23 protein-coding genes are annotated in these 24772 nt (G+C 71.7%); 1 reads left to right on the top strand and 22 read right to left on the bottom strand.

Annotation, left to right across the window (positions count from 1 at the left end):
- Positions 1-25: 25 nt before the first annotated feature.
- From dapF to DEI82_RS13750, 10 genes are all read right to left on the bottom strand, one after another.
- Positions 26-916 (bottom strand): diaminopimelate epimerase, encoded by an 891-nt coding sequence (gene dapF / locus DEI82_RS13795; protein WP_111037305.1) that lies wholly within the window; start codon positions 914-916, stop codon positions 26-28.
- Positions 913-1887, bottom strand: a complete 975-nt coding sequence (gene miaA / locus DEI82_RS13790; protein WP_111037304.1) for a tRNA (adenosine(37)-N6)-dimethylallyltransferase MiaA — start codon at positions 1885-1887, stop codon at positions 913-915. The genes dapF and miaA overlap by 4 nt, the downstream gene beginning before the upstream one ends.
- Positions 1888-1979: 92 nt before the next feature.
- Positions 1980-3503 carry a tRNA (N6-isopentenyl adenosine(37)-C2)-methylthiotransferase MiaB gene (miaB, locus tag DEI82_RS13785; RefSeq protein ID WP_111037303.1) on the bottom strand — a complete coding sequence of 508 codons (1524 nt, stop codon included), beginning with the start codon at positions 3501-3503 and terminating at the stop codon, positions 1980-1982.
- 56 nt (positions 3504-3559) lie between these two features.
- On the bottom strand, positions 3560-4408 hold the full coding sequence (locus tag DEI82_RS13780; RefSeq protein ID WP_111014005.1) for a regulatory protein RecX: 849 nt from the start codon (positions 4406-4408) through the stop codon (positions 3560-3562).
- Positions 4409-4425: 17 nt separating this feature from the next.
- A complete protein-coding gene (recA, locus tag DEI82_RS13775) occupies positions 4426-5496 on the bottom strand; it encodes a recombinase RecA (protein WP_111014006.1) in 1071 nt (356 codons plus the stop codon).
- A 254-nt stretch (positions 5497-5750) separates the two neighbouring features.
- Complete coding sequence (locus tag DEI82_RS13770; RefSeq protein ID WP_111011117.1) at positions 5751-5975, bottom strand: DUF3046 domain-containing protein; 225 nt, start codon at positions 5973-5975, stop codon at positions 5751-5753.
- Positions 5976-6121: 146 nt separating this feature from the next.
- Positions 6122-6433 (bottom strand): helix-turn-helix domain-containing protein, encoded by a 312-nt coding sequence (locus DEI82_RS13765; RefSeq protein ID WP_111011116.1) that lies wholly within the window; start codon positions 6431-6433, stop codon positions 6122-6124.
- Between the two features lie 152 nt (positions 6434-6585).
- The gene (locus DEI82_RS13760; RefSeq protein ID WP_258372069.1) at positions 6586-7122 is read right to left on the bottom strand and encodes a CinA family protein; all 537 of its coding nucleotides are present in this window, start codon (positions 7120-7122) and stop codon (positions 6586-6588) included.
- The gene (gene pgsA, locus DEI82_RS13755; RefSeq protein WP_111011144.1) at positions 7119-7760 is read right to left on the bottom strand and encodes a CDP-diacylglycerol--glycerol-3-phosphate 3-phosphatidyltransferase; all 642 of its coding nucleotides are present in this window, start codon (positions 7758-7760) and stop codon (positions 7119-7121) included. The genes DEI82_RS13760 and pgsA overlap by 4 nt, the downstream gene beginning before the upstream one ends.
- A gap of 5 nt (positions 7761-7765) precedes the next feature.
- Positions 7766-10747: a DNA translocase FtsK gene (locus DEI82_RS13750; protein WP_111037302.1), complete on the bottom strand. Its 2982-nt coding sequence runs from the start codon at positions 10745-10747 to the stop codon at positions 7766-7768.
- 109 nt (positions 10748-10856) lie between these two features.
- Between DEI82_RS13750 and DEI82_RS13745 the strand changes: the two genes are divergently transcribed.
- Complete coding sequence (locus DEI82_RS13745; protein ID WP_111011114.1) at positions 10857-12125, top strand: ROK family transcriptional regulator; 1269 nt, start codon at positions 10857-10859, stop codon at positions 12123-12125.
- 76 nt (positions 12126-12201) lie between these two features.
- Here DEI82_RS13745 and DEI82_RS13740 read toward each other — a convergent pair whose 3' ends face one another.
- From DEI82_RS13740 to DEI82_RS13685, 12 genes are all read right to left on the bottom strand, one after another.
- Positions 12202-13059: a DUF1080 domain-containing protein gene (locus DEI82_RS13740; protein ID WP_111011113.1), complete on the bottom strand. Its 858-nt coding sequence runs from the start codon at positions 13057-13059 to the stop codon at positions 12202-12204.
- Complete coding sequence (locus DEI82_RS13735) at positions 13052-14230, bottom strand: Gfo/Idh/MocA family protein (RefSeq protein ID WP_111037301.1); 1179 nt, start codon at positions 14228-14230, stop codon at positions 13052-13054. The genes DEI82_RS13740 and DEI82_RS13735 overlap by 8 nt, the downstream gene beginning before the upstream one ends.
- On the bottom strand, positions 14227-15657 hold the full coding sequence (locus DEI82_RS13730) for a GH1 family beta-glucosidase (RefSeq protein ID WP_111011111.1): 1431 nt from the start codon (positions 15655-15657) through the stop codon (positions 14227-14229). The genes DEI82_RS13735 and DEI82_RS13730 overlap by 4 nt, the downstream gene beginning before the upstream one ends.
- Position 15658: 1 nt before the next feature.
- Positions 15659-16021: a tautomerase family protein gene (locus tag DEI82_RS13725; RefSeq protein ID WP_111011143.1), complete on the bottom strand. Its 363-nt coding sequence runs from the start codon at positions 16019-16021 to the stop codon at positions 15659-15661.
- 57 nt (positions 16022-16078) lie between these two features.
- Positions 16079-17068: an aldo/keto reductase gene (locus tag DEI82_RS13720; protein ID WP_181435217.1), complete on the bottom strand. Its 990-nt coding sequence runs from the start codon at positions 17066-17068 to the stop codon at positions 16079-16081.
- On the bottom strand, positions 17068-17955 hold the full coding sequence (locus tag DEI82_RS13715) for a carbohydrate ABC transporter permease (RefSeq protein ID WP_111037300.1): 888 nt from the start codon (positions 17953-17955) through the stop codon (positions 17068-17070). The genes DEI82_RS13720 and DEI82_RS13715 overlap by 1 nt, the downstream gene beginning before the upstream one ends.
- Positions 17952-18983 carry a carbohydrate ABC transporter permease gene (locus tag DEI82_RS13710; protein ID WP_111037299.1) on the bottom strand — a complete coding sequence of 344 codons (1032 nt, stop codon included), beginning with the start codon at positions 18981-18983 and terminating at the stop codon, positions 17952-17954. Before DEI82_RS13710 ends, DEI82_RS13715 begins: the two co-directional genes overlap by 4 nt.
- Position 18984: 1 nt before the next feature.
- On the bottom strand, positions 18985-20307 hold the full coding sequence (locus tag DEI82_RS13705) for an ABC transporter substrate-binding protein (RefSeq protein ID WP_111026891.1): 1323 nt from the start codon (positions 20305-20307) through the stop codon (positions 18985-18987).
- A gap of 174 nt (positions 20308-20481) precedes the next feature.
- Positions 20482-22158 (bottom strand): ribonuclease J, encoded by a 1677-nt coding sequence (locus DEI82_RS13700; RefSeq protein ID WP_111037298.1) that lies wholly within the window; start codon positions 22156-22158, stop codon positions 20482-20484.
- Positions 22159-22204: 46 nt separating this feature from the next.
- The gene (dapA, locus tag DEI82_RS13695; RefSeq protein WP_375334634.1) at positions 22205-23209 is read right to left on the bottom strand and encodes a 4-hydroxy-tetrahydrodipicolinate synthase; all 1005 of its coding nucleotides are present in this window, start codon (positions 23207-23209) and stop codon (positions 22205-22207) included.
- 35 nt (positions 23210-23244) lie between these two features.
- The gene (locus DEI82_RS13690) at positions 23245-23754 is read right to left on the bottom strand and encodes a dihydrofolate reductase (protein ID WP_111011105.1); all 510 of its coding nucleotides are present in this window, start codon (positions 23752-23754) and stop codon (positions 23245-23247) included.
- Positions 23754-24596, bottom strand: a complete 843-nt coding sequence (locus DEI82_RS13685) for a thymidylate synthase (RefSeq protein ID WP_111037297.1) — start codon at positions 24594-24596, stop codon at positions 23754-23756. The genes DEI82_RS13690 and DEI82_RS13685 overlap by 1 nt, the downstream gene beginning before the upstream one ends.
- Positions 24597-24772: the final 176 nt, after the last annotated feature.

Here is a 24772-nt window from a genome sequence, read left to right as displayed (position 1 = left end):
GGCGGGTGCGTCACGGCACCGGCCGTCAGACGGTGAGGTCGCCCTCGAACACCAGGTCGGCGGGACCGCTCAGCGCGACGTGCTCGCCGTCCTCCGCAGCGGCCATCCGGACCGTCAGGACGCCGCCGGGCACGCGGACCCGCCAGGTGTCCGGCGCCTGCGGACCGGCCCAGTGGCGGACCGCCAGGGCCGCCGCGACGGCCCCCGTGCCGCACGACAGGGTCTCGCCACTGCCGCGCTCGTGGACGCGCATCGTGATGTGGCCGACGCCGTCGCGCACGAGCGGATCGCCGGGCAGGACGAACTCGACGTTCGCGCCCGCGGGCGGTGTCGGCTCGAGGACCGGCACGTAGGTCAGGTCGAGCCCCGCGAGTTCGTCGTCCGTCGCCACGGCGACGACGACGTGCGGGTTGCCGACGTCGATCGGGAGGCCCGGGCGCGCGCCGTCGAGGTTGCGAACGCGGACGAGGACCTCGTCGCCGTCGAGACCGGCGATCCCGAGCCCCCATCGTCCGAGGTCGGCCGAGAACCCGTTGGTCGACCGCTGCAGGTCGACCACGCCCTTCCGCGTCCCGATCGCCAGGGTCTCGCCCGGCGCGAGGTCGACCAGTCCGGCGTCGGTCAGGTAGCGCGCGAACACCCGCACGCCGTTGCCGCACATCTCGGCGACACTGCCGTCGGCGTTGTGGTAGTCCATGAACCACTCGGCCTCGGGAGCGACGGCGGCGATCGATCGGCCGTCCGGCAGCGCGGCCGTCCTGACCGCGCGGATCACGCCGTCGGCGCCCACGCCGAAGCGACGATCGGCGATGGCACGGATGCGCTCCGGGGTCAGGTCCACTGTCGCGTCCGGGTCGGCGAACAGCACGAAGTCGTTGCCCGTGCCGTGGCCCTTGGTGAAGTGGAGTTCGGTCACGCCCCGATCCTAGCGAGGGCCTCGGACGCGTCCCCGCGGCCGCGGTCGGCAGCCACGGCGACGGCCACCCGCTCGAGGTCGTCGTGGCCCGCTCCGGTCACGTCGAGCGACTCCGCCTCGCGCAGCCGCCGGAACCAGGAAACCTGTCGGCGGGCGTACTGCCGCGTCGCGACCGCGGTCGACGTCACGGCGCCCTCGAGGTCCGAGCGGCCGTGCAGCACGTCGAGAGCCTGCGCGTAGCCGATCGCCGCGCGGGCCGTCCGTCCGGCCTCCAGGCCGACGTCGACGAGGCCCGCGACCTCGTCGACGAGGCCGTCGTCGAACATCCTCGCGGCGCGCTCGTGCAGCATCGGCACGAGGACCTCACGCCGCCGTTGCAGGTGCAGCACCCGCATCGGTCGCCACGGCCGCGGTGCGGACGGGAGGCGCGGGCGCACCGGATCCCGGTTCGTCGCGACCTCGACGGCGCGGACCAGACGCCGGGTGTTCCGCGGGTCGACCGCTGCCGCCGCCGCGGGGTCGAGGGCACGCAGTCGTTCGAGCAGTGCGGCCGCCCCGTACTCGTCCGCCTCGCGCTCGAGCGCCGCGCGGAGTTCCGGATCGGTGGCGGGGAAGGACAGGTCGTGGAGCACGCTCGACACGTACAGGCCGCTCCCGCCGACGAGCACGACCGGCGCGCCCGCTCCGACCACGGCGTCGATCGCCGCCCGGGCGTCACGCTGGTACGCCGCGACGCTCGCCTCGTCGGTCACGTCGAGCACGTCGAGCAGTCGATGCGGCACACCGCGTCGGGCGGCGATCGGGACCTTGGCCGTCCCGATGTCCATCCCGCGGTACAGCTGCATCGCGTCGGCGTTCACGATCTCGGCGGGGAGACCGTCTCGGCGGAGTGCTTCGGCGATGCCGAGCGCCAGGTCCGACTTGCCGGTGCCCGTGGCACCCACGATCGCGATGACGTCCGGGCCCTCCACGCCAGGATCGCTGGCCCGCGCCTCCGAAGACGCCGACGCCGACGCCGATGCCGATGCCGATGCCCCCGACGATGCAGGCGTCTCGAGCACCGTCAGCGGCCGGAAGGCGCGCCGACCCGCAGCGTCGGCAGCCCGAGCGACACCGGCCGGGGCCCGACCGCAGCGTCCGCCGCACCGGCGTCGGCCGGGACCGGCACGCCACACGAGGCGGCCTGCGCGCGGTCCCACGCGTCGCCCGCGCGGGTGCGGCGGACGCGCAGCGGCGCGTTCGTGTCGGCGATGAGGTACCGGGGCGCGCCGCGCGTGATCTCGAGCGTCACGACGTCGCCCGGGCGCGGGACCTCCGAGCCGGCGGGTACACCGAAGTGCACGAGACGGGCGTCCTCGGCCCGCCCGCTCAGTCGGTGCGTCGCGTCGTCCTTCCGCCCCTCGCCCGTCGCGACGAGGACCTCGACCGTTCGGCCGACCTGCCGTGCGTTCTCCTCGGCGACGATCCGGTCCTGCAGCGCCACGAGTCGGTCGTAGCGGTCCTGCACGACCTCCTTCGGCACCTGTTGCTCCATCGTCGCCGCGGGCGTCCCCGGGCGGATGGAGTACTGGAACGTGAACGCCGACGCGAACCGTGCACGCTCGACGACCCGGAGCGTGTCCTGGAAGTCGGCCTCGGTCTCGCCGGGGAAACCGACGATGATGTCGGTCGAGATCGCCGCGTGCGGGATGCGGGCACGGACCCGGTCGAGGATCCCGAGGAAGCGGTCGCTGCGGTAGCTCCGCCGCATCGCCCGGAGGATGCGGTCCGAGCCGGACTGCAGCGGCATGTGGAGCTGCGGCATCACGTTCGGCGTCTCGGCCATGGCGTCGATGACGTCGTCGGTGAACGCGGCGGGGTGCGGGCTGGTGAACCGGACCCGCTCGAGCCCCTCGATCGAACCGGCAGCGCGGAGGAGATTGCTGAACGCCTGGCGGTCGCCGAACTCGACGCCGTACGAGTTGACGTTCTGGCCGAGCAACGTGACCTCGATCGCGCCGTCGTCCACGAGCGCCTGGATCTCGGCCAGGACGTCGCCCGGTCGGCGGTCCTTCTCCTTGCCCCGGAGCGACGGGACGATGCAGAACGTGCACGTGTTGTTGCAGCCGACGGAGATCGACACCCACCCGCTGTGCGTGGAGTCCCGCTTGGTGGGCAGCGTCGATGGGAACACCTCGAGCGCCTCGAGGATCTCGACCTGCGCCTCGCCGTTGTGGCGTGCGCGCTCGAGCATCGCGGGCAGCGAGCCCATGTTGTGCGTGCCGAACACGACGTCGACCCACGGGGCCTTCTCGAGGATGACGTTCTTGTCCTTCTGCGCCAGGCACCCGCCGACGGCGATCTGCAGCCCCTCGTGCTCACGCTTGACCCCGGCCAGGTGGCCGAGGTTGCCGTACAGGCGGTTGTCCGCGTTCTCGCGGACCGCGCAGGTGTTGATCACGACGACGTCGGCCTGCTCGTCCACAGCCGGCACGTACCCGGCCGCCTCGAGTGACCCGCTGAGACGCTCCGAGTCGTGCACGTTCATCTGGCACCCGTAGGTCCGGACCTCGTAGGTGCGGGGGCGCGCTGCGGTGGTGGTCGCCATGGTGCTGTCAGTGTACGGCGGCGTCACCGTCGCCCAGACCGGCAGGCCCGGCCCGCCTACTCGAAGCGCACGCCACCCCGTCGGCCGCCGCCGTCGAGTGCGATCCGAACGGCGGTCCGCACGACCGATCCGCCGTAGCCCTTGCGCATGAGGAACCCCGAGAGCCGGCGCTCCGCGGTCTCGTGGTCGAGCCCCCGCATCTGTCCGGCGCGCTTGCGGGCCAACTCGATCGCACGCTCGGACTCCGCCGCGTCGTCGTCCTGGTCCGCCAGGGCCGCGTCGATCGCCGCCTGGTCGACGCCCCGCCGCCGGAGCTCCGCCACCACGCCTTGTCGCCCCAGGCCCTTGCGGTCGTGCAGACGGTCGACGAGGTCGGCAGCGAGCCGCACGTCGTCGAGGAGACCGACCCGGGTGAGTCGAGCGATCTCGTGCTCGACGATGTCCTCGGGGAGTTCGCGGCCGAGGAGGGCGGTCCGCAGCTCGGACGTGCTCGTGCCACGGCGGCTGAGCGCCCGGATGCTGATCCGCTCTGCCTCGGCGAGCAACTCGTCGTGCGTGGGTGGCGACTCGACCGTCTCGTGCTCGGCGTCATCGTCCCGGTCGGCAGCCCGCAGTCGGCGCACCGGGGCGGCGGGCCCGACGGTCTCGACGGACCCGACGGTGGAACCCGTCACCGGAGGGAGCCACGCGTCGGAGGCGTCCGGGCGGTCGACGTCGGTCTCGTCGCGGACGAGACCGACCGGGATCGCGTCATCCCCGTCCGGGCCGCCCATGCTCGCGCCGCGTGCGTCGGGCTCGGCAGACGGTGCTCCGCCTTCCGCCGGTCCGCGCCGGGACGACGTCGCCCGTGCCGACGACCGCGCACCGAAGATGTCGGTGACCGGTGCGAGGCCGTCGTCAGGCATGGAGCTGTCCCGGGAGCTCACGCGCCCTTCTTGGCGGCGAGTTTCTTCTCGAGGGACTCGACCGGCGCCGGGGCGTCAGCGGTGGCAGCGGCAGCACCGACACCGAGCTTCGCGAGGATCTTGCGCTCGATCTCGGCGGCGATGTCGCCGTTCTGGATGAGGAAGTTGCGCGAGTTCTCCTTGCCCTGGCCGAGCTGGTCGCCCTCGTACGTGTACCAGGCGCCCGACTTCTTGACGATGCCGTGCTCCACACCGAAGTCGAGCAACGAGCCCTCCCGCGAGATCCCCACGCCGTAGAGGATGTCGAACTCGGCCTGCTTGAAGGGCGGCGCCATCTTGTTCTTGACGACCTTGACCCGGGTGCGGTTGCCCACGGCCTCGGTGCCGTCCTTCAGGGTCTCGATGCGGCGGATGTCCAGCCGGACCGAGGCGTAGAACTTGAGCGCCTTACCGCCAGCGGTGGTCTCCGGGCTGCCGAAGAACACGCCGATCTTCTCGCGCAGCTGGTTGATGAAGATCATCGTGGTCTGCGTCTGGTTGAGCCCACCGGCCAGCTTCCGGAGTGCCTGCGACATGAGGCGGGCCTGGAGGCCGACGTGCGAGTCGCCCATCTCGCCCTCGATCTCGGCGCGGGGCACGAGCGCGGCCACGGAGTCGACCACGACCAGGTCGATCGAGCCCGAACGGACGAGCATGTCCGCGATCTCGAGCGCCTGCTCACCCGTGTCGGGCTGGGAGACGAGGAGCGCGTCGATGTCGACGCCGAGCTTCTTCGCGTACTCGGGGTCGAGGGCGTGCTCCGCGTCGATGAAGGCCGCGATGCCGCCGTTGCGCTGCGCGTTCGCGATGGCGTGCAGCGTCAGGGTCGTCTTGCCGGAGGACTCCGGACCGTAGATCTCGATGATGCGACCACGCGGGAGGCCGCCGATGCCGAGAGCGACGTCGAGCGCCACGGATCCGGTGGGGATGGTGGCGACGGGGGCGCGTTCGTCACTCCCGAGGCGCATCACCGTGCCCTTGCCGAACTGTCGGTCGATCTGGGCGAGTGCGGTCTCGAGGGCCTTCTCGCGGTCTGCGGGTGAGGGCATGATGCGCTCCTTCTGCTCGTGTACGGCGCCTGTAGGCTGTCGCCTTCGCGAGGACCGGTGGGGCAGGGTCCTCGGTTCACCGACAAGGCTCGGATGCTCATCCGATGGACCGAACCTACGACCGGCCACCGACATCACCACGCCGAGAGCAGACCGCTGTGGATGGTACGTCGCCACGAGCATCTGTGCAGGACGCTAGCACCCGGGTCGAACACCCGTTCGAGCAACACGCCGAAGACGTGTTCGAGTGGGCGTCAGTCGCGCGGAGCGCGGAGGCCCTTGCCGTGCCGCCGTCCGACGGGCACGTCCTGCGCGTCGCACAGGGCCTCCCAGACGTCGCGGGCCGGCACCCCCGCCGCGAGCGCGTCGGCCGCCGACCGTCCGCCCACCGCCCCGAGGACGACGTCGCGCGTGACCACCTGACCGTAGGCCGGACCGAACTCGTCCTCGACCGCCTGCCAGAACTCACTCACGCGCACGGTCCCATGGTAGCCAGGACCCCGGACACGAGGCGGGGCCGGACGCGCTCGTCGAGGCGGCCACCGCCGCTGGCCCTGATCGCCGCGCCCCGGAATGCGGAACGCCCCGGTCCAGCAGGACCGGGGCGTTCCGACGCGGACTGCGCTCAGCGCACCGCGAGGTCGTTGTCGAACTCGGCGACGAGGTCGTCCGGCAGCATGTCCGGAACCGGGGAGGTGATCCCCTCGACGACCGCGAGGCGGTCACCGACTTCGCGCATGATGACCGAGATGGGCGTGTCGAGCGCGTCGGCGACCGAAGCGAGGATCTCGGAGCTGGCTTCCTTCTGACCGCGCTCCACCTCGCTCAGGTATCCGAGCGCGACACTGGCCTTGCTGGCGACCTGACGGAGGGTCCGGCCCTTCTGCAAGCGGAAGTCCCGCAGGACATCGCCGATTTCCTGACGAACGAGAACCATGAGAACTCCTCCTTCCTGTCATCCCGATCCCGCTCGATCCCGGTGACCGAGAACGGGACAGCAACACTATCGCCGCCGGTTCGTGCATGCTAACCAGGGGGCTCTGGGTGGTGCTTGTGAATGCACCACTTGTAACCGGATGGAAACGCGCCCTATTCCCCGGACGTGCTCGCCGTGACCGCCTGGTGCAAGCGTGTGAGGAGTTCGGAGACGGCCCCCGCGCGGATTGCCGCACGGTCACCATCCAGCCGGAGTTCGGACGCCTCCGCGACACCGGCCCGCGCGATCCCGACGAACACCGTGCCGACCGGCTTGCCGTCCTGCGGTTCCGGTCCGGCGACGCCCGTCGTGCTGATGCCCCAGGTCGCCGCGAGGCCGTCGACCGCCGTCGCCGCACGCACCCCGGTCGCCATCTGCCGCGCGACCTCCGGATCGACCGCCCCCCGAGTCGCCAGCAGCGCCGCGTCGACGCCGAGCAACTGGTGCTTCAACGGCGTCGCGTAGGCGACCACACCCCCGCGCACGACCGCGCTCGCACCCGGGACGGCGACGAGCTCCGCCACGACGAGACCGCCGGTGAGCGACTCCGCGACGGCGAGCGTCTCGCCGCGCGCCGCGAGTGCGCGCACGATCGCGACCGCCAGCGAGCCGGGAGGCACGACAGCGTCGGGTGCGTCGGTGACCGTCACCGCGCCTCCCGGCCGTGCCGCCAGGCCTGCCACAGGTAGTCGAGACCGCTCAGGATCGTCGCGAGGAACGCCAACACCATGAGGACGGCGTCGACGACGTGCACCCAACCGCCGAAGACGTTCCAGAAGGGGATGAGGGCCAGGGTGATCGCGACGGCCTGCAGGACCGTCTTGACCTTGCCACCGCGGCTCGCGGGGATGACCCGGTCGCTCAGCACCGCGAAGCGGAAGACCGTGATGCCGATCTCGCGCACCATGATGAGGACGGTGACGTACCAGGGCAGTTCCCCGAGCACCGAGAGCGAGACGAGGGCGCCGCCGATGAGCACCTTGTCGGCGATCGGGTCGACGAGCTTGCCGAAGTCGGTGACGAGGTTCTGCCGGCGGGCGATGATGCCGTCGGCGCTGTCGGTGACGATCGCGACGACGAACAGCACGGCTGCCCAGATCCGGAGGGGGCCGTCCTGCCCCGCGTCGAGCAGCAGGAAGACGAAGAACACCGGCGCCATCAGGATCCGGATGACGGTGATGACGTTGGCGACGTTCGCGGTCGACGCCGGCCCCGATCCCGATCGGATCACCCGCCCCCGCCACGGGAACCGCTTCTGCGTCGCGGTGGACTCACCGGAGGCGCTCATGGTGATCACTCCCTGCCGGTCAGGCTCCAGGCGTCCTCGTCCGGATCGCTCTCGACCTCATCGTACCCACGGGTCATGTCGGCGACCGGGTCGTCGGACCCGCGGTACCCGGCGTCGCCCTCCGCGCCGTCGCGCGTCGGGGTGACCGGGGCGGCCGGCGCGGGGGGCTCCTCACCCCGGAGTCGCGCGAGGGTCTCGGGAAGCTGCTCGACCGTGATGAGGACGTCGCGGGCCTTCGAGCCCTCGCTCGGCCCGACGATCTCGCGTGACTCCATGAGGTCCATGAGCCGCCCCGCCTTGGCGAAGCCCACGCGGAGCTTCCGCTGGAGCATCGAGGTCGACCCGAACTGCGTCGAGACGACCTGCTCCACGGCCGCGAGGAGGAGCTCGAGGTCGTCACCGATGTCGGCGTCGATCTCCTTGCGCTCGACGACCGCCTGGACGTCCTGGCGGTACTCCGGGCGGGCCTGGCGGGTGACGTGCGCGACGACCTCGGCGATCTCGCTCTCCTGCACCCAGGCGCCCTGCACGCGGACGGCCTTCGACGACCCCATCGGCAGGAACAGTCCGTCGCCCTGGCCGATGAGCTTGTCGGCTCCCGGCTGGTCGAGGATGACCCGGGAGTCCGTCACGCTCGTCACCGCGAACGCGAGCCGCGACGGCACGTTCGCCTTGATGAGCCCCGTGACGACGTCCACCGAGGGACGCTGCGTCGCGAGGACGAGGTGGATCCCGGCCGCCCGGGCGAGCTGCGTGATGCGGACGATCGAGTCCTCGACGTCGCGCGGGGCGACGAGCATGAGGTCCGCGAGCTCGTCCACCACGACGAGGAGGTACGGGTAGGGCTTGAGCTTCCGCTCGCTGCCGGCGGGCAGGACGATCTCGTCGTTCGCCACGGCACGGTTGAAGTCGTCGACGTGCCGGAACCCGAACGACGCGAGGTCGTCGTACCGCATGTCCATCTCCTTCACGACCCACTGCAGCGCCTCGGCCGCCTTCTTCGGGTTCGTGATGATGGGGGTGATGAGGTGCGGGACACCGGCGTAGATCGAGAGCTCGACGCGCTTCGGGTCGACGAGGACCATGCGGACCTCGCTCGGCTTCGCGCGCATGAGGAGCGACGTGATCATCGAGTTGACGAAGCTCGACTTGCCGGACCCCGTGGAGCCGGCGACCAGGAGGTGCGGCATCTTCGCGAGGTTCGCCACGACGAAGCCGCCCTCGACGTCCTTGCCGACGCCGATGGTCATCGGGTGCTTCGACTTCGTGGCCGCGTTCGACCGCAGCACGTCGCCGAGCGAGACGATCTCGCGGTCCGAGTTCGGGATCTCGACGCCGATCGCGCTCTTGCCGGGGATGGGCGAGAGGATGCGGACCTCGTTCGAGGCGACCGCGTACGACAGGTTCTTGCTCAACGCCGTGACGCGCTCGACCTTGACCCCCGGGCCGAGCTCGATCTCGTACCGGGTGACCGTCGGGCCGCGCGAGAACCCGGTGACCTTGGCGTCGACCTTGAACTCGGTGAGGACGCCGGTGATCGCCGCGACCATCTCGTCGTTCGCGGTGCTGTGCGCCGTCGCGGGGGTGCCCGGGCTCAGCGTCGAGGCGGCGGGCAGGCGGTAGGGCGCGGCCGGAGCGTCGTCGGCGGTCGTGTCGGGCAGGCCGTCCTGCTCGTCTTCGTCGAGGGGCAGCACGTCCGTGACGGGCTCGGCCACGGCGGGACGGATGACCTCGGTCGCGGCCTGGGCCTCGTCGTGGCGCACGCGGCCCGGCGCCTGCGCGTCGAACGCACGGAGGGCCTCCTCGGCGCGGTCGAGGTCCGCGGCGACGTCCTGTTCGAGCGAGTCGTTGAGGTTGACCGACACGGGTTCGGCCGGCGTCAGGTCGACGAGGCCCGCCGCGGCGCCCGAGCCCACCGCTCCCGCGACCCCGACCGGACCCGGGGCGACCGGCGCAGCCGCGGCGCCGCGGCCGGTGGCGGCCGCGGCGCCGGACGTCTCGGCATGCGGGAGCACGGGGGTGTCGTAGGCGGGATCCTCCTCGCGCCCGGTCTTGTTGCGCCGCCACCACGGGAGCGCCCCAGGCTCGCCCTCGCCCGAGCCGTCGCCGCTGCCGTCGCCGTCGCCGTCGAGGTCCTCGAACGGGTCGAACGACGACGACGACGAGGTGTTCCGGCCACGGCGCGGTGCCACGGGCGCGGGTGCGTCCGCGTCGATCGGAGCCGGCCCCGGCGTGCCGAACAGGTACGCGTAGAGCTCGTGCACGCGTCGACCCACGTGGTTCGGCGGCGTCTTCGTGATGATGAACAGCGAGAGCGCGATGAGCGCCACGGCCACGGGGGTGGCGATCCACGCGGTCGCGGCCGCGACGATCCAGCCGATCACCACCCAGCCGATGATCCCGCCCGCCTGTGCGAGCACGGGCATGCCGTCGGACGCCGGGGGCTGACCGCCGTAGATGTGACAGACGGAGGAGATGCCGATGACGAGCAACCCCAGGCCGATGCCGATGCGGGTGTTGTCGTGCACGGACGCGGGATGCCGGAACAACCACCCGGCGAACACGATCATGATGACCGGCAACGCGACCGCGAGCCGACCGAACAGACCACCGAACGTGTAGGCGTCCAGGGCCACCGCGACCGGGTTGGCGGGGTTGAGCCACTCGACCACGGCACCGGCGATCGCGAGCAGGAACAGCAGGAACGGGAAGCCGTCGCGTCGTTCGTCGTGCTCGAGCGACTCCTTGCCGAGCAGCCGGAACACCGCGCCGACACCGTGCGCTGCACCCGTCCAGGCGGTCACGAGGGGGTTCGGCCCGACGACCTCGACCGGTTGCGGGAGCTTCCGGGTGGTCGCCTGGGTCCGGGAGGTGCTGCCGCGGGCCCCCGTGCCGCCGGACCCGCGCGCGGGCGAGGACGCCCGCGACCTCGAGGACGCGCGGGACCCCGAGGATGCGCGCGACGACGACTTGGTGCTCCCGGCCATGACCGGAACCCTAACCCGAGCCGGGGACGTCCGGCGGGAGGCCCGCCGTGACGGGCCGCGCCCCCGCACCCGGTACCGTGGGGCCAGGAGTGACGAGGAGGACGACACGATGGTCACGGTCCGCCCCGACGCACCGATCCGTCGCCTCAAGGGCGCCTCGGTCGCCGAGACCCGGAGCGCGATCGTGGACCTCATCCGCTCGAGTGGCACCATCAGCCGCACGGAGCTCGCGGAGCGGTCCGGACTGACGAACGCGACGATCTCGAAGATCGTCCGGACCCTGCTCGACGACGGCCTCGTGTCCGAGGTCGGGTACGCGGAGTCGACCGGCGGCAAACGCGCCGTCCTGCTCGAGCTGAACAGCACCGCCGGCTACGCGGTCGGGGTCGCCCTGGACACCGCGCAGGACGTGTACGTCCTCGTCGACCTCAGCGGTCGCCCGATCGACGCACGGAGCGTCGCGGGGACCGGGACCGAGTCACCCGAGGCCGTCGTGGCCCGCGTCGCCCGGGACGTCGCCGTCATGCTCGCCGACCACGGGATCGACCGCGACACCGTGATCGGGATCGGCGTCGCCGGCGAGGGACGGCTCGACCTGCCCGGTCGGGTGCTCCGGTCCACCGACTCGTGGAGCGAGTGGGACGACTTCGCGCTCGGGCACGCGCTCACCGCGGCGACCGACCTGCCGGTCACGGTCGACAACGACGCGAACTGCGCCGCCCTCGGCGAGTTCTGGTCGGGCCGCGTGCCGTCCACGCGCGACTTCGCCACCGTCTACATGGCGACGGGCATCGGGTGCGGGCTGCTCGTCGGAGGCGACGTCCACCGGGGCGCGTCGTCGAACGCCGGGGAGATCGGGCACATGTCCCTGCGGTGGGACGGGCCGCCCTGCTGGTGTGGGTCCCGCGGCTGCCTCGAGGTCCTCGCCGCGCCCGCCGCCGTCGTCGCACGAGCCCGCACCGACGCGGCCCTCGTCGCGCGGCTCGGCATCGACACCACCACGGACGGCGACGACGCCCGGGCGGTGACGGCCGACGTCCGCGCGACCTTCGCACGCGTCGCGGCCGCGGCCGTCCAGGGCGACACCGGCGCGCTCGCCCTCGTCGAGGAGTCCGCCGAGTACCTGGCGCGGGCGATCCTGAACCTCGTCAACCTGCTCGACCTCGACGAGGTCTACCTCGCGGGCCCGGGGTTCGCCACCGCCGGCGAGCGCTACCTGCGGGCGGTGCAGCGGGAGCTCCACGCGCACGCGGTGATGCGGGGCACGCATCCCGTGCACGTGGCGATGAGCGCCGTCGGCCGGGACGCCGCCGCGCTCGGCGCTGCCGCCGCCGTGCTCCACGCCCGGCTGACGCGGACCCGCGCCGGTCGCGGCTGACGCGGCGGCCCTGGCGGACCCGGCGGCCCCGGCGGACCCCGCGACTCCACGACTCCGGCGGACCCGGCGGCGTCGGTCAGTCGAGCCGCACGACCCGCAGGTCCCGCCACCGCACGACCGCGCCCGGCCCCCACCGCTCGTCCCCGAGCGCGGGGTCGTTGTCGTGCACCTCGAGCGCGATGTGCCCGGCGCGACCGAGCAGGGCGCGGACGGCGGCGCGGTCGAACCGGTCCGGTGGGAGCGCCCCGGTGTCGCACTCGGCGACGAGGAGCCCGTTGACCCAGGTCGTCAGCACCGGCCACTCCCCCACGCACCGGATCCGGAGCTCGTTCCAGTCGTCCCATCGCCACGCGGCGAGGAACGCCTCGGCGCTGGCGGCGTACGTCAGCAGGGCCCGCTTCTCCGGCGTCACCGGCTCGCGGCTCGTCACCGGGTCGTCCTCGGTCAGACCGACCGCTCGCCCGCCGGCGTCGCGGACGGCGTCGACGGCGAACCCGACGGCGTGGAACCCGCCGATCCCGTTGCCGTAGAACCCGCCGATGGAGCCGGACGGCCGGTGGTCGACGAGCACCTGGTACCCCTGCGACCCGAGCGCCGAGGCTCGGAGCATGATCCCGGTGTCCGCGGGCCAGTCCGGTCGCACCAGCACCGTCAGGTCGACGTCACCGAACACCTCGTCGCTGACCAGGTAGCCGCCGAGTCCGCGGCGCTCCTGGCCACCCACGACGGCGCCGTCGACCACGGACCACGCACCACTCGTGGCGAGGGCGTCGCGGACCGCGGGTGACGCGGGGTCCGGTGCCGGGCCTCCCGGCCGTGCGGCCACGGGCGTGCGCGGGACGGCGTGCCAGCCGTCGAGCGTGACGCCATCGAAGAGCGCGGTCGCGACGAACGACGGCGCGGATCGGCCGGGAGGGCCGGCGACGTCACGCACGCGACGTCACCCAGGGCTCGTTCGAGATCGTCACCGCTGTGCCGGTGCCAGCGGCCTCCTCGATGGCGAGCCCGACGTGGTGGTCGTGCAGGCCCTCGGCGAGCGGGTAGGGGCCCGGGGCCTCGTCGCGGGTCCATGCGCCGGTGCGCGTCAGCAGCTCGGCGACGGCGAGGTCGTCGTCCATGAGGCGTCCGCCCTCGTACAGGTTCCGCCACACCGGGCGCCCGTCGAGGCTGATGTGCGTCGTGTCGAGCCCCTCGTAGTCCATGCCGTGGCCGGTCTGCGCCCGCTCGAACCGCGACGTCACCGGGGTCGTGGCGTCGAGCATGCGCACGAGGGTCTCGTCGTGGAGCTCGCCCGTCGACCCGCGGACCGCCAGGTGGTCCGGACGCACCGGGTTCCACCACTGGTTGTCCGTGAAGTCGTAGAGCCCCGTGCGGCCGTCCCCGAGGTCGAGCGTCGACAGGATCGTCCGGGCCGGCTTCGGCTCCGTGTCGTGCGTCCAGCCGTCCGGCGTGATCGGGTCGACCAGGGGCGCGGTCGAGGTCACGGACCGCACGGTCACCGGCCCCGGGGCGACGTCGAGGAACCCGCGGATCATCGACACCGCGTGGTACAGGTGCGTCGAGCTGACGTGCACGGAGGTCGGGACACCGACTACCCCGTCCCGCACCGCTGCCAGCCGAGCGGCGTGGAGCGGCATGAGCAGGTACTGCTCGGCGACCTGGACGAGGTCCGCCGCGCCGACGTCGGCCCAGAGCGACCGCATGCCGTCGAGGTCCGGCGCCGGCGGCGTCTCGGTGAGCACGGGGACCCCGCGTCCGACGAGCTCGCGGACGAGCCCGGGCGTCACCGGCCACGGGACGCTCGGCACGACGAACTCGGGACGCTCCGCGGCCAGGAGGTCGTCGAGCGTCCGCCAGGTCGGGACGCCCCACCGGCGCTCGAGTTCCGCCCCGGCCTCGGCTCGACGAGTCACCACGCCGGTCACCCGGAACCGGTCGGGCAACAGCTGCGCCACCCGGAGGTAGACCTCGGTGCGCCACCCGTTGCCGACGAGCGCGTACCGGGTCGGTGCGACGGTCGGGAGGCGCTTGGTCGCGACCGCCGAGGTGCGCAGCGGTGGCTCAGCGGCGGCCGGGTCGGTGCGGTCCGTGTCGGTGGTGGTCATGCCTGGGCTCCTGACTGCTCGGTGGTGGTCGCGAGGGGGCCGCCGAGCACGCCGGCCAGCCAGCGGCCGCTCCGCTTGACGGTCCGCTGCTGGGTGGCGTAGTCGACGTGCACGATGCCGAAGCGGCGCGTGTACCCGAACGCCCACTCCCAGTTGTCGAGGAGGCTCCAGCAGAAGTACCCGCGGAGCGGGATCCCCTCGCGGACCGCGTCGGCGCACGCCGCGAGGTGCGCCTCGACGTACGCACGGCGCTCCTCGTCCTCGATGGCACCCGTCTCGTCGACCACGTCCTCGTAGGCCGCGCCGTTCTCGGTGACCGCGATCGGCAGCTCGGGCCGGAGCGTGTGGACCATGCGCAGGACGTCGACGAGGCCGTCCGGGTGGATCTCCCACCCCATCTGCGTGCGCGGTGCACCGGTGTCGACGGTCTCGACGAACTCGCTGCCCGGGTTCGCGCTCACCGCGCCGACGGCGCCACCGGCGTTGGTCGCCGCGCCGGTCCCGCCACCGGCCCGCACGGTGTGCCGGCTGTAGTAGTTGACGCCCACGAAGTCGACGTCCGCCGCGATCTCGGCGGCGTCGGACTCGGGGTTCGCCGCGAACCAGTCCTGCTCCCCGAGGTCACGGACGACGTCCTCCGGGTAGTGGCCGAGGAGCAGCGGCTCGAGGAACAGCCGGTTCTGGAGGCCGTCGATGCGTCGGGCGGCGTCGCGGTCGTCGGCCGAGTCGGTCGCCGACCGCACCGAGTAGAGGTTGAGCGTGACCCCGACCTGCGCGGTCGGCCGGGCGGCAGCACGGATGGCCGGGACGGCACGCCCGTGCCCGAGCATCAGGTGGTGGGCCGCGTGCGCGGCACGGGTCCCGAGCTGCTTGCCCGGCGCGTGCACACCCGACGCGTACCCGAGGAACGCCGAGCACCACGGCTCGTTCAGGGTGATCCAGTGGTCGACGAGGTCACCGAGGCCCGCGACGACGAGGCCCGCGTACTCCGCGAACCGGTCCGCCGTGTCCCGCTCGAGCCAGCCGCCCCGCGCCTCGAGCGCGCTCGGGAGGTCCCAGTGGTACAGCGTCGCCCACGGGGTGATGCCCCGCTCGAGCAGTGACTCCGCGAGGCGGCGGTAGTGGTCGAGCCCCGCCTGGTTCGCCGGCCCGGTGCCGTCCGCCTGGACGCGCGGCCACGCGACCGAGAACCGGTACGCGTCGACGCCGAGGTCCGCCATGATCGCGACGTCCTCGCGGTACCGGCGGAGGTGGTCGTCGGCCGGGTCGCCCGTCGAGCCGTCGGTGATCGCGCCGGGGACGCGGGCGAAGTCGTCCCAGATGCTCGGTCCGCGGCCGTCGACGTCGACCGACCCCTCGACCTGGTACGCGGCCGTGGCGGTGCCGATGACGAAGTCGTCGGGCAGATCGCTCCTGGTGAACGCCACGTCAGGCCTCCTTGTCCGGGGCGCACCAGTCGCTGCCCTCGTTCTCGGTCACGGCGATGAGGACCTCGTCGCGCTTCACCCCGGCACCCACCAGCTCGTCGACCACGCACCCGTACATGCGCTGCTTGTCCTCGGGACCGTAGATGCGGGCGAGCAGGATCTGCACGAAGAGGATGTCGTTGCGGTCCGCGTTCGGGAACGTCCGTGAGTACACGAGCTCCCCGGGCTCGTGGAGCCGGAAGACCTGGAACAGGTCGTCCTCGGGCATCGCGAGCCCGTCGACGAGTCCCTTGTGGATGGCGGCGCTGATGGCCTCGCGACGTGGTGCGAGGGCCGCGTGCATGTCGACGCGGACGAGGGGCATGGTCTCCTGCTTCCCGGGCCCGCGTCGGTGCGGGCCCATGTCGTGGTGCTCGGCGCCTCAGCGGGCGTCGAGCCAGTGCTCCGGAGCCGGCCGGAGGGCGGCGAGTTCCACCCACAGGTCGTCCGGGAGGTCCGTGGTCGCGGCGTCGACGGTCGTCGCGATCCGCTCGGGTCGACTGAACCCGACGATCGTGCTCGCGACCGCCGGCTCCCGCACGGACGCGGCGAGCGCCGCCGTCGCGAGGTCGGTCCCGTACCGGTCGCAGACGTCGGCCATCGCGGTGATGGCGGCGCGAGTGGCCGGAGGCGCGGGGCGGTAGCCGTAGTCGGTCCGGCCACTCCGCGGTGCGGCGAGGATCCCCCCGCCGAACACCGCCGCGTTGACGACCGCGACGTCGGTCTCGGCCGCCCGGGCCACGAGCGACTCGGCGCCGCGGTCGACGAGCGTCAGGCGGTTGTGCACGAGGAGGACCTCGAACACCCCGAGGTCGAGGTACCGCCGCATGACGTGGACGTCCCCGCCCGCGAGGCCGATGTGCTCGACGACGCCCTCGTCCCGGAGGGCGACGAGCGTGTCGACCGCGCCACCCGGTGCCGTCATCGCGTCGAGGTCGTGGAACTCGGGGTCGTGGAGGTGCACGAGCGGCAGCCGGTCGATGCCGAGCCGCTCCTGGCTCTCGCGGACGGACGCGCGGACGCGGGCGCCCGAGTAGTCGCCGTCCCGGGCGTCCACCTTCGTGACGACGAGCACGTCGTCCGGCAGGCCGCCGGCGCGCGCGATGCCGAGGCCGATGCGCCGTTCGCTCGCGCCGCCCGAGTACCCGTTCGCGGTGTCGATCGTCCGGATCGGGCTGTGGAGGACCTGGTCGACGAGGGCGACCGCGTCGTCCTCCTCGACGGCATGGCCGAAGTTCTCCGGCATGCTGCCGAGGGGTGCGGCGCCGAGGGTGACCGCGGAGACGGTGAGCCCGGTCCTCCCGAGGGGCCGCATCCAGCCGCCCGGGGCCCCATCGAGGTCGGGATCGATCGTGGTACCGAGGTCGACCATCAGCTCTTCACCGCCCCGAGGGTCATGCCCGCGACGAACTGTCGCTGCATCCAGACGTACACGAGCACGACCGGCACGATCGACAGCGTCAGGCCGGCCGCGAGGGACGGCCAGTCGGTCTGGTACTGCCCGATGAGGCTGAACAGGACCGGCTGGAGCGGCAGTGCCCGCGTGTTCTGCAGCACCGTGTTCGCGATGAGGAACTCGTTCCACGTCGACAGGAACTGGAAGATGACGACCGTCGCTACCCCGGGTCGGGCCAACGGCAGGATCACCCGCCAGAACACCGTGAACTCGCCGGCACCGTCGATCCGCGCGGCCTGGACGAGTTCGTCGGGCAGGGTCTCGAAGAAGGCCCGCATGAGGAACATGGCGAACGGTGCCGAACTGCTGATGTAGAGCACGAGCAGGCCGAACTGGCTGTTGAGCAGCCCGATGTTCTTGAGCTGCAGGTAGAGCGGGATGATGAGCGCCGTCGACGGCATCATCAGGGTCGACAGGAGCGCGACGTAGAGGACGTTCTTGAACGGGAACCGGAGCTTGGCGAAGGCGTACCCGGTCATCGACGCGAACACGAGCACGCCCGCGACCGTCGCCGTGGTGATCCAGAGGCTGTTGAGGAAGTGCAGCCCGAAGTCCGTCGACGTCCACGCCGTGCCGTAGGCCCGCGTGGTGAGCATCGTCGGGAAGAACGGCCCGTTGAACACGGTGTTCTCCGGGCGGAGCGACGTCGCCAGCAGCCACAGCAGCGGGAACACCGTCACCGCGCAGATCGCCACGAGGATGATCGCCGCGATCGACCGGGCGTACGGGACCCGTCGGTGCCGCGGCGCCTGGTCGAGGCGGCGGACGTCGGTCCGGGACACCGGTTGCTTGATGGCGGTCATCGGGCGGCCCTCCTCGCGAGCACGATCTGGACGAGCACGGCGACGCCGCACAGGAGCATGACGACGACGCTGAAGGCACTGCCGTAGCCGAGTTGCGGCACGGACCCACCGGTGGACCCGAACGCGAGGCTGTACAGGTAGGTGCCGAACACCTCGGACTGGTGGCTCGGACCACCGCCGGTCATGACGAAGATGATGTCGAACACCTTGAAGCCGTTCATCAGGTTCAGGCTGATCACGATCGCCGTCACGATCCGGAGGCCCGGGATCGTCACGAACCGGAACTGCTGGAACCGGGAGGCGCCGTCGACCTCGGCGGCCTCGTAGAGCGAGGGGTCGATGCCCTGGATGCCTGCGAAGAAGATGAGCATGTTCATGCCGATCGCCATCCAGAGTGACACCGCGATGATCGCCGGCAGCACGAGCGACGGGGTCGAGAGCCAGTTCGCCGCGAGACTGCCGAGCCCGAGCCCCCGGAGCGTCCGGTTGAGCGTGCCGATGTTCGGGTCGTAGATGAGCTTCCACAGCGCACCCGAGACGACGAACGACACCAGGCCGGGGACGAACAGGATCGTCCGGACCACGACGCTGAGGCCCTTCCACACGTTCGCGACGAGCACCGCGATCACGAGCGGGATCGCGGTCTGGAGGACCGTGGTCACGACCGCGTAGAGCACGGTCACGACGAACGCGTGGCGGGCGACCGGGTCGTTCGCCATGCGGGTGTAGTTGTCGAGCCCGATGAACTGCGGGATGCCGAAGCCGCTCCACCGCGTCAGCGACAGGTAGGCGGCGTAGAGGATCGGCCAGCCGACGAACGCCGCGAACAGCAGGACGGTCGGCGCGACGAAGGTGTACCCGGAGACCCACTCCCAGCGGCGGAGGCGAGCGGAGCCGCCCGCTCGTCCCCGGCCGCGGTTCCGGCCCGGGCCACCGCCCCGACCCGTGCCGCGGGGACCGCGCCCACGCTGGCCCATCTCGTCCGACCGTCCCGCCCGCTCCGGCCGGAGCACATTGGTGACGGCCATGTCAGCCCTTCGCGTTGAGGACGGCGGCCTGCATCTGCTTGGCGACCTCGGCCGGCGAGGCGGTCTGGTCGAAGATCTTGCCGAGGGGGTCACCGGCCGCGCTCGATCCCGCGCCGAACGGGATGTGCGGGCAGCCGTCGGGGAGCCACGACGTCATGAGCTTGATGTGCGGGTCGCTCACGCGGTCCGCGGCGCTCTTGGTCGACGGCATGCTCAGCGAGTCGTTCATGAGCTGCGAGTACTGGGCCGGCTCGTACATGAACTTGAGGAACTCGATCGCGGCGTCCTTGGCCTTGCTCGTCGCGGACACCGCCCAACCGGCTCCGGCCTGGTCGGCGGTCCAGTGTCGGGCCCCGCTCTTGATCGCCGGGGTCCGCATGATCTTGTACTTGTCGAGGAACGCCTTGGGGGCGTCCTGCGCGAGTGACTGCGGGATCCAGGACCCGGCGAACAGCATGGCCGCACCCCCCGTGTAGAACAGCTGGGTCGCCTGGTCGCCCGACGTGCCCGTCGTGCCCTTCTGGAACACGCCCGCCTTGACGATCCGGTCGTTGAGCTGGAGCGCCTCGAGCACGGGCTTGTTCGTGTACGCGTAGCCCTTCTCGAGCTGGTCGAGCTTGAGGTAGTACGTCGGGTCGTCGGTCACCTGGGTGATGAGCGGGAGGAAGAAGTCGAGCGCGCTCGTCGTCGGGTTCGCGCTGAACGCGACGGTGGACTTGCCCGTGGCGTCGATCTTCGCGGCGGCGGCGATGAGGTCGTCCCAGGTCTCCGGCTCCCCGTCCACACCCGCGGCGCTCAGCATGTCCGGGTCGTAGAACAGGCCGAACGTCTGCGCCATGAACCCGAGTGCGTACTGCTTGCCGTTCTTCGTGTACTCCTGGTTGTTCGACGAGAAGAAGTCCTTGAAGAAGCCGGACCCGAGCTCCTTGCGCAGGTCCGCCGAGATCCCCTGTTCGCCGTAGGTGATGGCGCGGACGTGCGGGGCGAAGATCTCGGGCACGTCACCACCCGAGACGGCCGCGGTGAGCGCCGGGAGGTACTGGTCCGGCGTCCCGAAGATCCGGTTCTGGATCTTGATGTTCGGGTGCTTCTTCTCGAACGCGGCGATCACCTTGGGGAACACGTCCCGCTGGCCCGTGTACCAGCTCCACATGCGGACGGTCGTCGTGCCGCTCGACGAGGCGGAGGACCCCGAGGAGCAGGCCGCCAGCAGTTCCGCGAGGGCGACGCTCGCGACGCCGGCGCCGCCGTAGCGGAACAGGGTGCGCCTGCTGATGCCCCGGCCGATCGCCTCAGCAGCGGCGCGCGTGTCGGTGTCGTGCATGGTCTCTCCTTTGAGATAGCCGAACCGCTCCCGCTGCTCTGCGGGAGCCCGTGCGGACTTTCTATCCCAAAGTAACGAAGTCTGTCAACGGATTCGGACGACGACGAGGGCGGGGTCCGTCGGACCCCGCCCTCGTGCTGCTGTGGCTCGTGCCGCTGCCTCGTGCCGCCGCGCCTACGCCTCGATGACCACCGGCACGATCATCGGTCGCCGCCGGTGCTTCGTGTTCACCCAGCGCCCCACCGTGCGACGGACGGCCTGCGTGAACGCGTGCTGGTCACCCGCGCCGTTCGCCGCCGTGTCGGCGAGCGCCCGGACGATCTGCGGCCGGACCTCGTCGAACACGGAGTCGTCCTCGGCGAACCCGCGCGACTGGATCTCCGGGCCGACGATGCAGTGGCCGGTGGTGAAGTCGACGGCGCAGAAGATCGAGATGAAGCCCTCTTCCGCCAGCACACGCCGGTCCTTGAGGTCCGCGTCCGTGATCTCGCCGACGGTCGACCCGTCCACGTAGACGTAGCCGAGGTCGAGTTGCCCGGCCACGCGGACCACGCCGTCCTTGAGGTCGACGACGGTGCCGTCCTCGCCGAGGATCACGTTGCGCGGCGGGACCCCCGTCTGGATCGCCAGGTCGGCGCTCGCGTACAGGTGGCGGTGCTCACCGTGCACGGGCATGACGTTCCGCGGCCGCAGGATGTTGTAGCAGTACAGGAGCTCGCCCGCGGAGGCGTGGCCCGACACGTGCACCTTCGCGTTGCCCTTGTGGACGACCTTGGCGCCGAGCTTCGTCAGCCCGTCGATCACCCGGTAGACGGCGTTCTCGTTGCCGGGGATGAGGCTCGACGCGAGGATGACGGTGTCCCCCTCGCCGATCTCGATCTGGTGCTCGAGGTTCGCCATGCGCGCGAGCACGGCCATCGGCTCGCCCTGGGACCCCGTCGACATGTAGACGATGCGGTCGTCCGGCAGGTCCTTGGCCTTCTTGGCGTCGATGAGGACGTCGTCCGGCACCCGGAGGTACCCGAGCTCGGCCGCGATCGTCATGTTCCGGACCATCGACCGGCCCATGAACGCCACCCGGCGGTTGTTCGCCGCGGCGGCGTCGAGCACCTGCTGCACGCGGTGGACGTGGCTCGAGAAGCTCGCCACGACGACGCGGCGGCGTGCGCGGGCGATGACGCTCTCGAGCACCGGCCCGATGTCACGCTCGGGCGCGGTGAACCCCGGGACGTCCGCGTTCGTGGAGTCCGGCAGGAACAGATCGACCCCGGCTTCGCCGAGTCGGGCGAACGCGCGCAGGTCCGTGATGCGGTCGTCGAGCGGGAGCTGGTCCATCTTGAAGTCCCCGGTGTGGAGCACACGGCCCGCCGGAGTGGTGATGGCGACGGCGAGCGCGTCCGGGATGGAGTGGTTCACGGCCACGAACTCGAGGTGGAACGGGCCGAGCTGCTCGACCTGGTCCTCGCGCACCGTCAGCGTGTACGGCTTGATCCGGTGCTCCTTGAGCTTTGCCTCGACGAGCGCGAGCGTCAGGGTGGACCCGATGAGCGGGATGTCCTGCCGGAGCTTGAGCAGGTACGGCACGGCGCCGATGTGGTCCTCGTGCCCGTGCGTCAGGACCACGCCGAGGACGTCGTCGAGACGATCGCGGATCGGGGTGAAGTCCGGCAGGATCAAGTCCACGCCGGGCTGGTGCTCCTCGGGGAACAGCACGCCGGCGTCGACGACGAGCAGCTTGCCGTCGAACTCGTACACGGTCATGTTGCGGCCGATCTCGCCGAGTCCCCCGACGGGGATCACGCGGAGGGTGCCGGGTTCGAGCGGCTGCGGCTCGGAGGTCTTCGTGGGCATCTGGTCCTGACGGGTGTGGGCGGCGCACCGGGTGCGCCGCGGGTGGTCAACGGGTGGTGCCTGGCACCTTGGGCAGCGCGCCGCCGGCCGCCGCGTTGCGGTCCGGGCGGAAGTTGGAGAAGTCGGCGCCGGGGATGTCGCGCACGAACTCGAGTTCGGCCTCGATGACGGCGGCCTCGGACTCCTCCGGGCCGACGAGCGGCAGGCGCACCCGCGGGCTCGCGATCCGGCCGAGGCCGTGCAGGATGTACTTCGCCGCGACGGTGCCGGGCACGTGCGTCATGACGGCACGGACCAGGGGCTCGAGCCGCTGGTGCTCGGCCGTCGCCGCCGCGAGGTCGCCCCGGTTCACCGCGTCGACGATCGTGCGGTACGGTGCCGCCGCGATGTTCGCCGTCACCCCGATCAGACCGGTCGCCCCGATCGCCAGGTGCGGCAGCACGTTGGCGTCGTCGCCCGAGAAGTACATGAGGTCGGTGTTGTTGAGCACCCGGCTGACCTCGCTGAAGGAGCCCTTGGCGTCCTTCACCGCGACGATGTTCGGGTGCTTCGAGGCACGGACGATCGTGTCGTACATGATCGGGACGCCGGTCCGGCCCGGGATGTCGTAGAGGATCACCGGCAGGTCGGTGGCGTCCGCGATCATCCGGAAATGCGTCAGGACGCCGGCCTGGGTCGGCTTGTTGTAGTAGGGCGTGACGATCATGACGCCGTCCGCGCCGGCGCGCTCGCTCTGCTTGTACAGCTGCATCGCGTGCGCGGTCTCGTTCGAGCCACCACCCGTGATGATCTTCGCGCGGCCCGCCGCGACCGACTTGCCGACCTCGACGAGCCGGAGCTTCTCGGGGTCCGTGAGCGTCGAGGTCTCGCCCGTGGTGCCGGTCACGACGATGCCGTCGGCACCCGCCGTGATGCAGTCGTCGATGTGCCGTTCGACGCCCGGCCAGTCCACCTCGCCGTCGGCGGTGAACGGCGTCACGAGCGCGACGAGGACCTGACCGAAGGGATTCTCACGCGAGGACACGCGAACCAGCGTACCGGCAGCGCTCATCCACCGGGACCAGCGGTCGGGAGGCTCGGACCGGCTCAGGCACGACGGCGCGACTCGACGAAGCGGTAGCGCAGACCCGTCCGCGACGTCAGCCACTCCGTCGCCGAGGGCGTGGCGGCGACCGTGTGCCAATCGGGTCCGAGCTCGGGTGCCGTGGTGTCCCCGTCGACGTCGAGGTCGATCACGGTCTCGAGGACGCGGTCCGCTCTGGACAGCGCCGCCTCGTACACCTGCGCGCCGCCGATCACCCACGTGGGCCCGTCCGCGGCCACCGTGAGGGCGGTGTCGACGTCGTGGACGACCTCGGCGCCGTCCGCCGACCACGACCGGTCGCGGGTCAGCACGACGTTGCGGCGCCCGGGCAGTGGCCGGAACCGCGGCGGGAGCGAGTCCCACGTGCGCCGTCCCATGACCACGGTCGCCCCGTTCGTCACCCGGCGGAACTCGGCCTGGTCCTCCGGGAGGTGCCAGGGGATGTCCCCGTCGGCACCGATCACACCGTCGCGCGAGCGCGCCCAGATGAGACCGACCTCGCCCCGGGGCATCAGACGGCGACCGCGCCGCGGATCGTCGGGTGGTGCGCGTAGTCGACGAGCTCGAAGTCCTCGTACTCGTAGGCGTCGATGCCGTCGCGCGGGGCGATCCGGAGCTGCGGCGGCGCGTACGCGGTCCGCGCGAGCTGCTCGCGTACCTGCTCGACGTGGTTGTCGTAGATGTGGCAGTCGCCGCCGGTCCACACGAAGTCGCCGACCTCGAGCCCGGCCTGCGCGGCCACCATGTGCGTCAGGAGCGCGTAGCTGGCGATGTTGAACGGGACACCGAGGAACATGTCCGCGCTCCGCTGGTACAGCTGGCACGAGAGCTTGCCGTCGACGACGTGGAACTGGAAGAACGCGTGGCACGGCGCGAGGGCCATCGACGGGATGTCGGCGACGTTCCACGCCGACACGATGAGCCGACGCGAATCCGGGTTCGTCCGGATCTGCCCGATGACCTCGGCGATCTGGTCGACGTGGTCGCCCGAAGGCGTGGGCCACGAGCGCCACTGCACGCCGTACACGGGACCGAGCTCGCCGTCCGCGTCGGCCCACTCGTTCCAGATCCGCACACCGTGCTCCTGCAACCACCGCACGTTCGACTCGCCGCGGAGGAACCACAGCAGCTCGTACGCGACGGACTTGAAGTGGACGCGCTTGGTCGTGACCAGGGGGAACCCCTGCGCGAGGTCGAACCGCAGCTGCGCGCCGAACAGGCTCCGCGTGCCGGTGCCGGTGCGATCGCCCTTCGGCACGCCCTCGTCCAGCACCTTCCGGAGCAGGTCCTCGTACGGGGTGGCGACGGACGGGTCGGGCTGCTTGACGGAGGTCGGCGACGCGGTGTCGGTCATGGCTCCGAGCCTACGGGCGACCACCGTCCTCCGCGAGCGGCGGCAGGGCGACCGGCGGTAGGGCGAGCCAGCGGCGGCAGGGCGACCGGCGGTAGGGCGAGCCAGCGGCGGCAGGGCGACCGGCGGGCGGGCGTGACCCGATCCGGCGGGGGCGCGTCGGCCCTCCCGGTCGTGCG

Source organism: Curtobacterium sp. MCBD17_019, assembly GCF_003234555.1.
Lineage (GTDB): Bacteria > Actinomycetota > Actinomycetes > Actinomycetales > Microbacteriaceae > Curtobacterium.
This window is presented reverse-complemented; position numbering and strand designations above follow the sequence as displayed.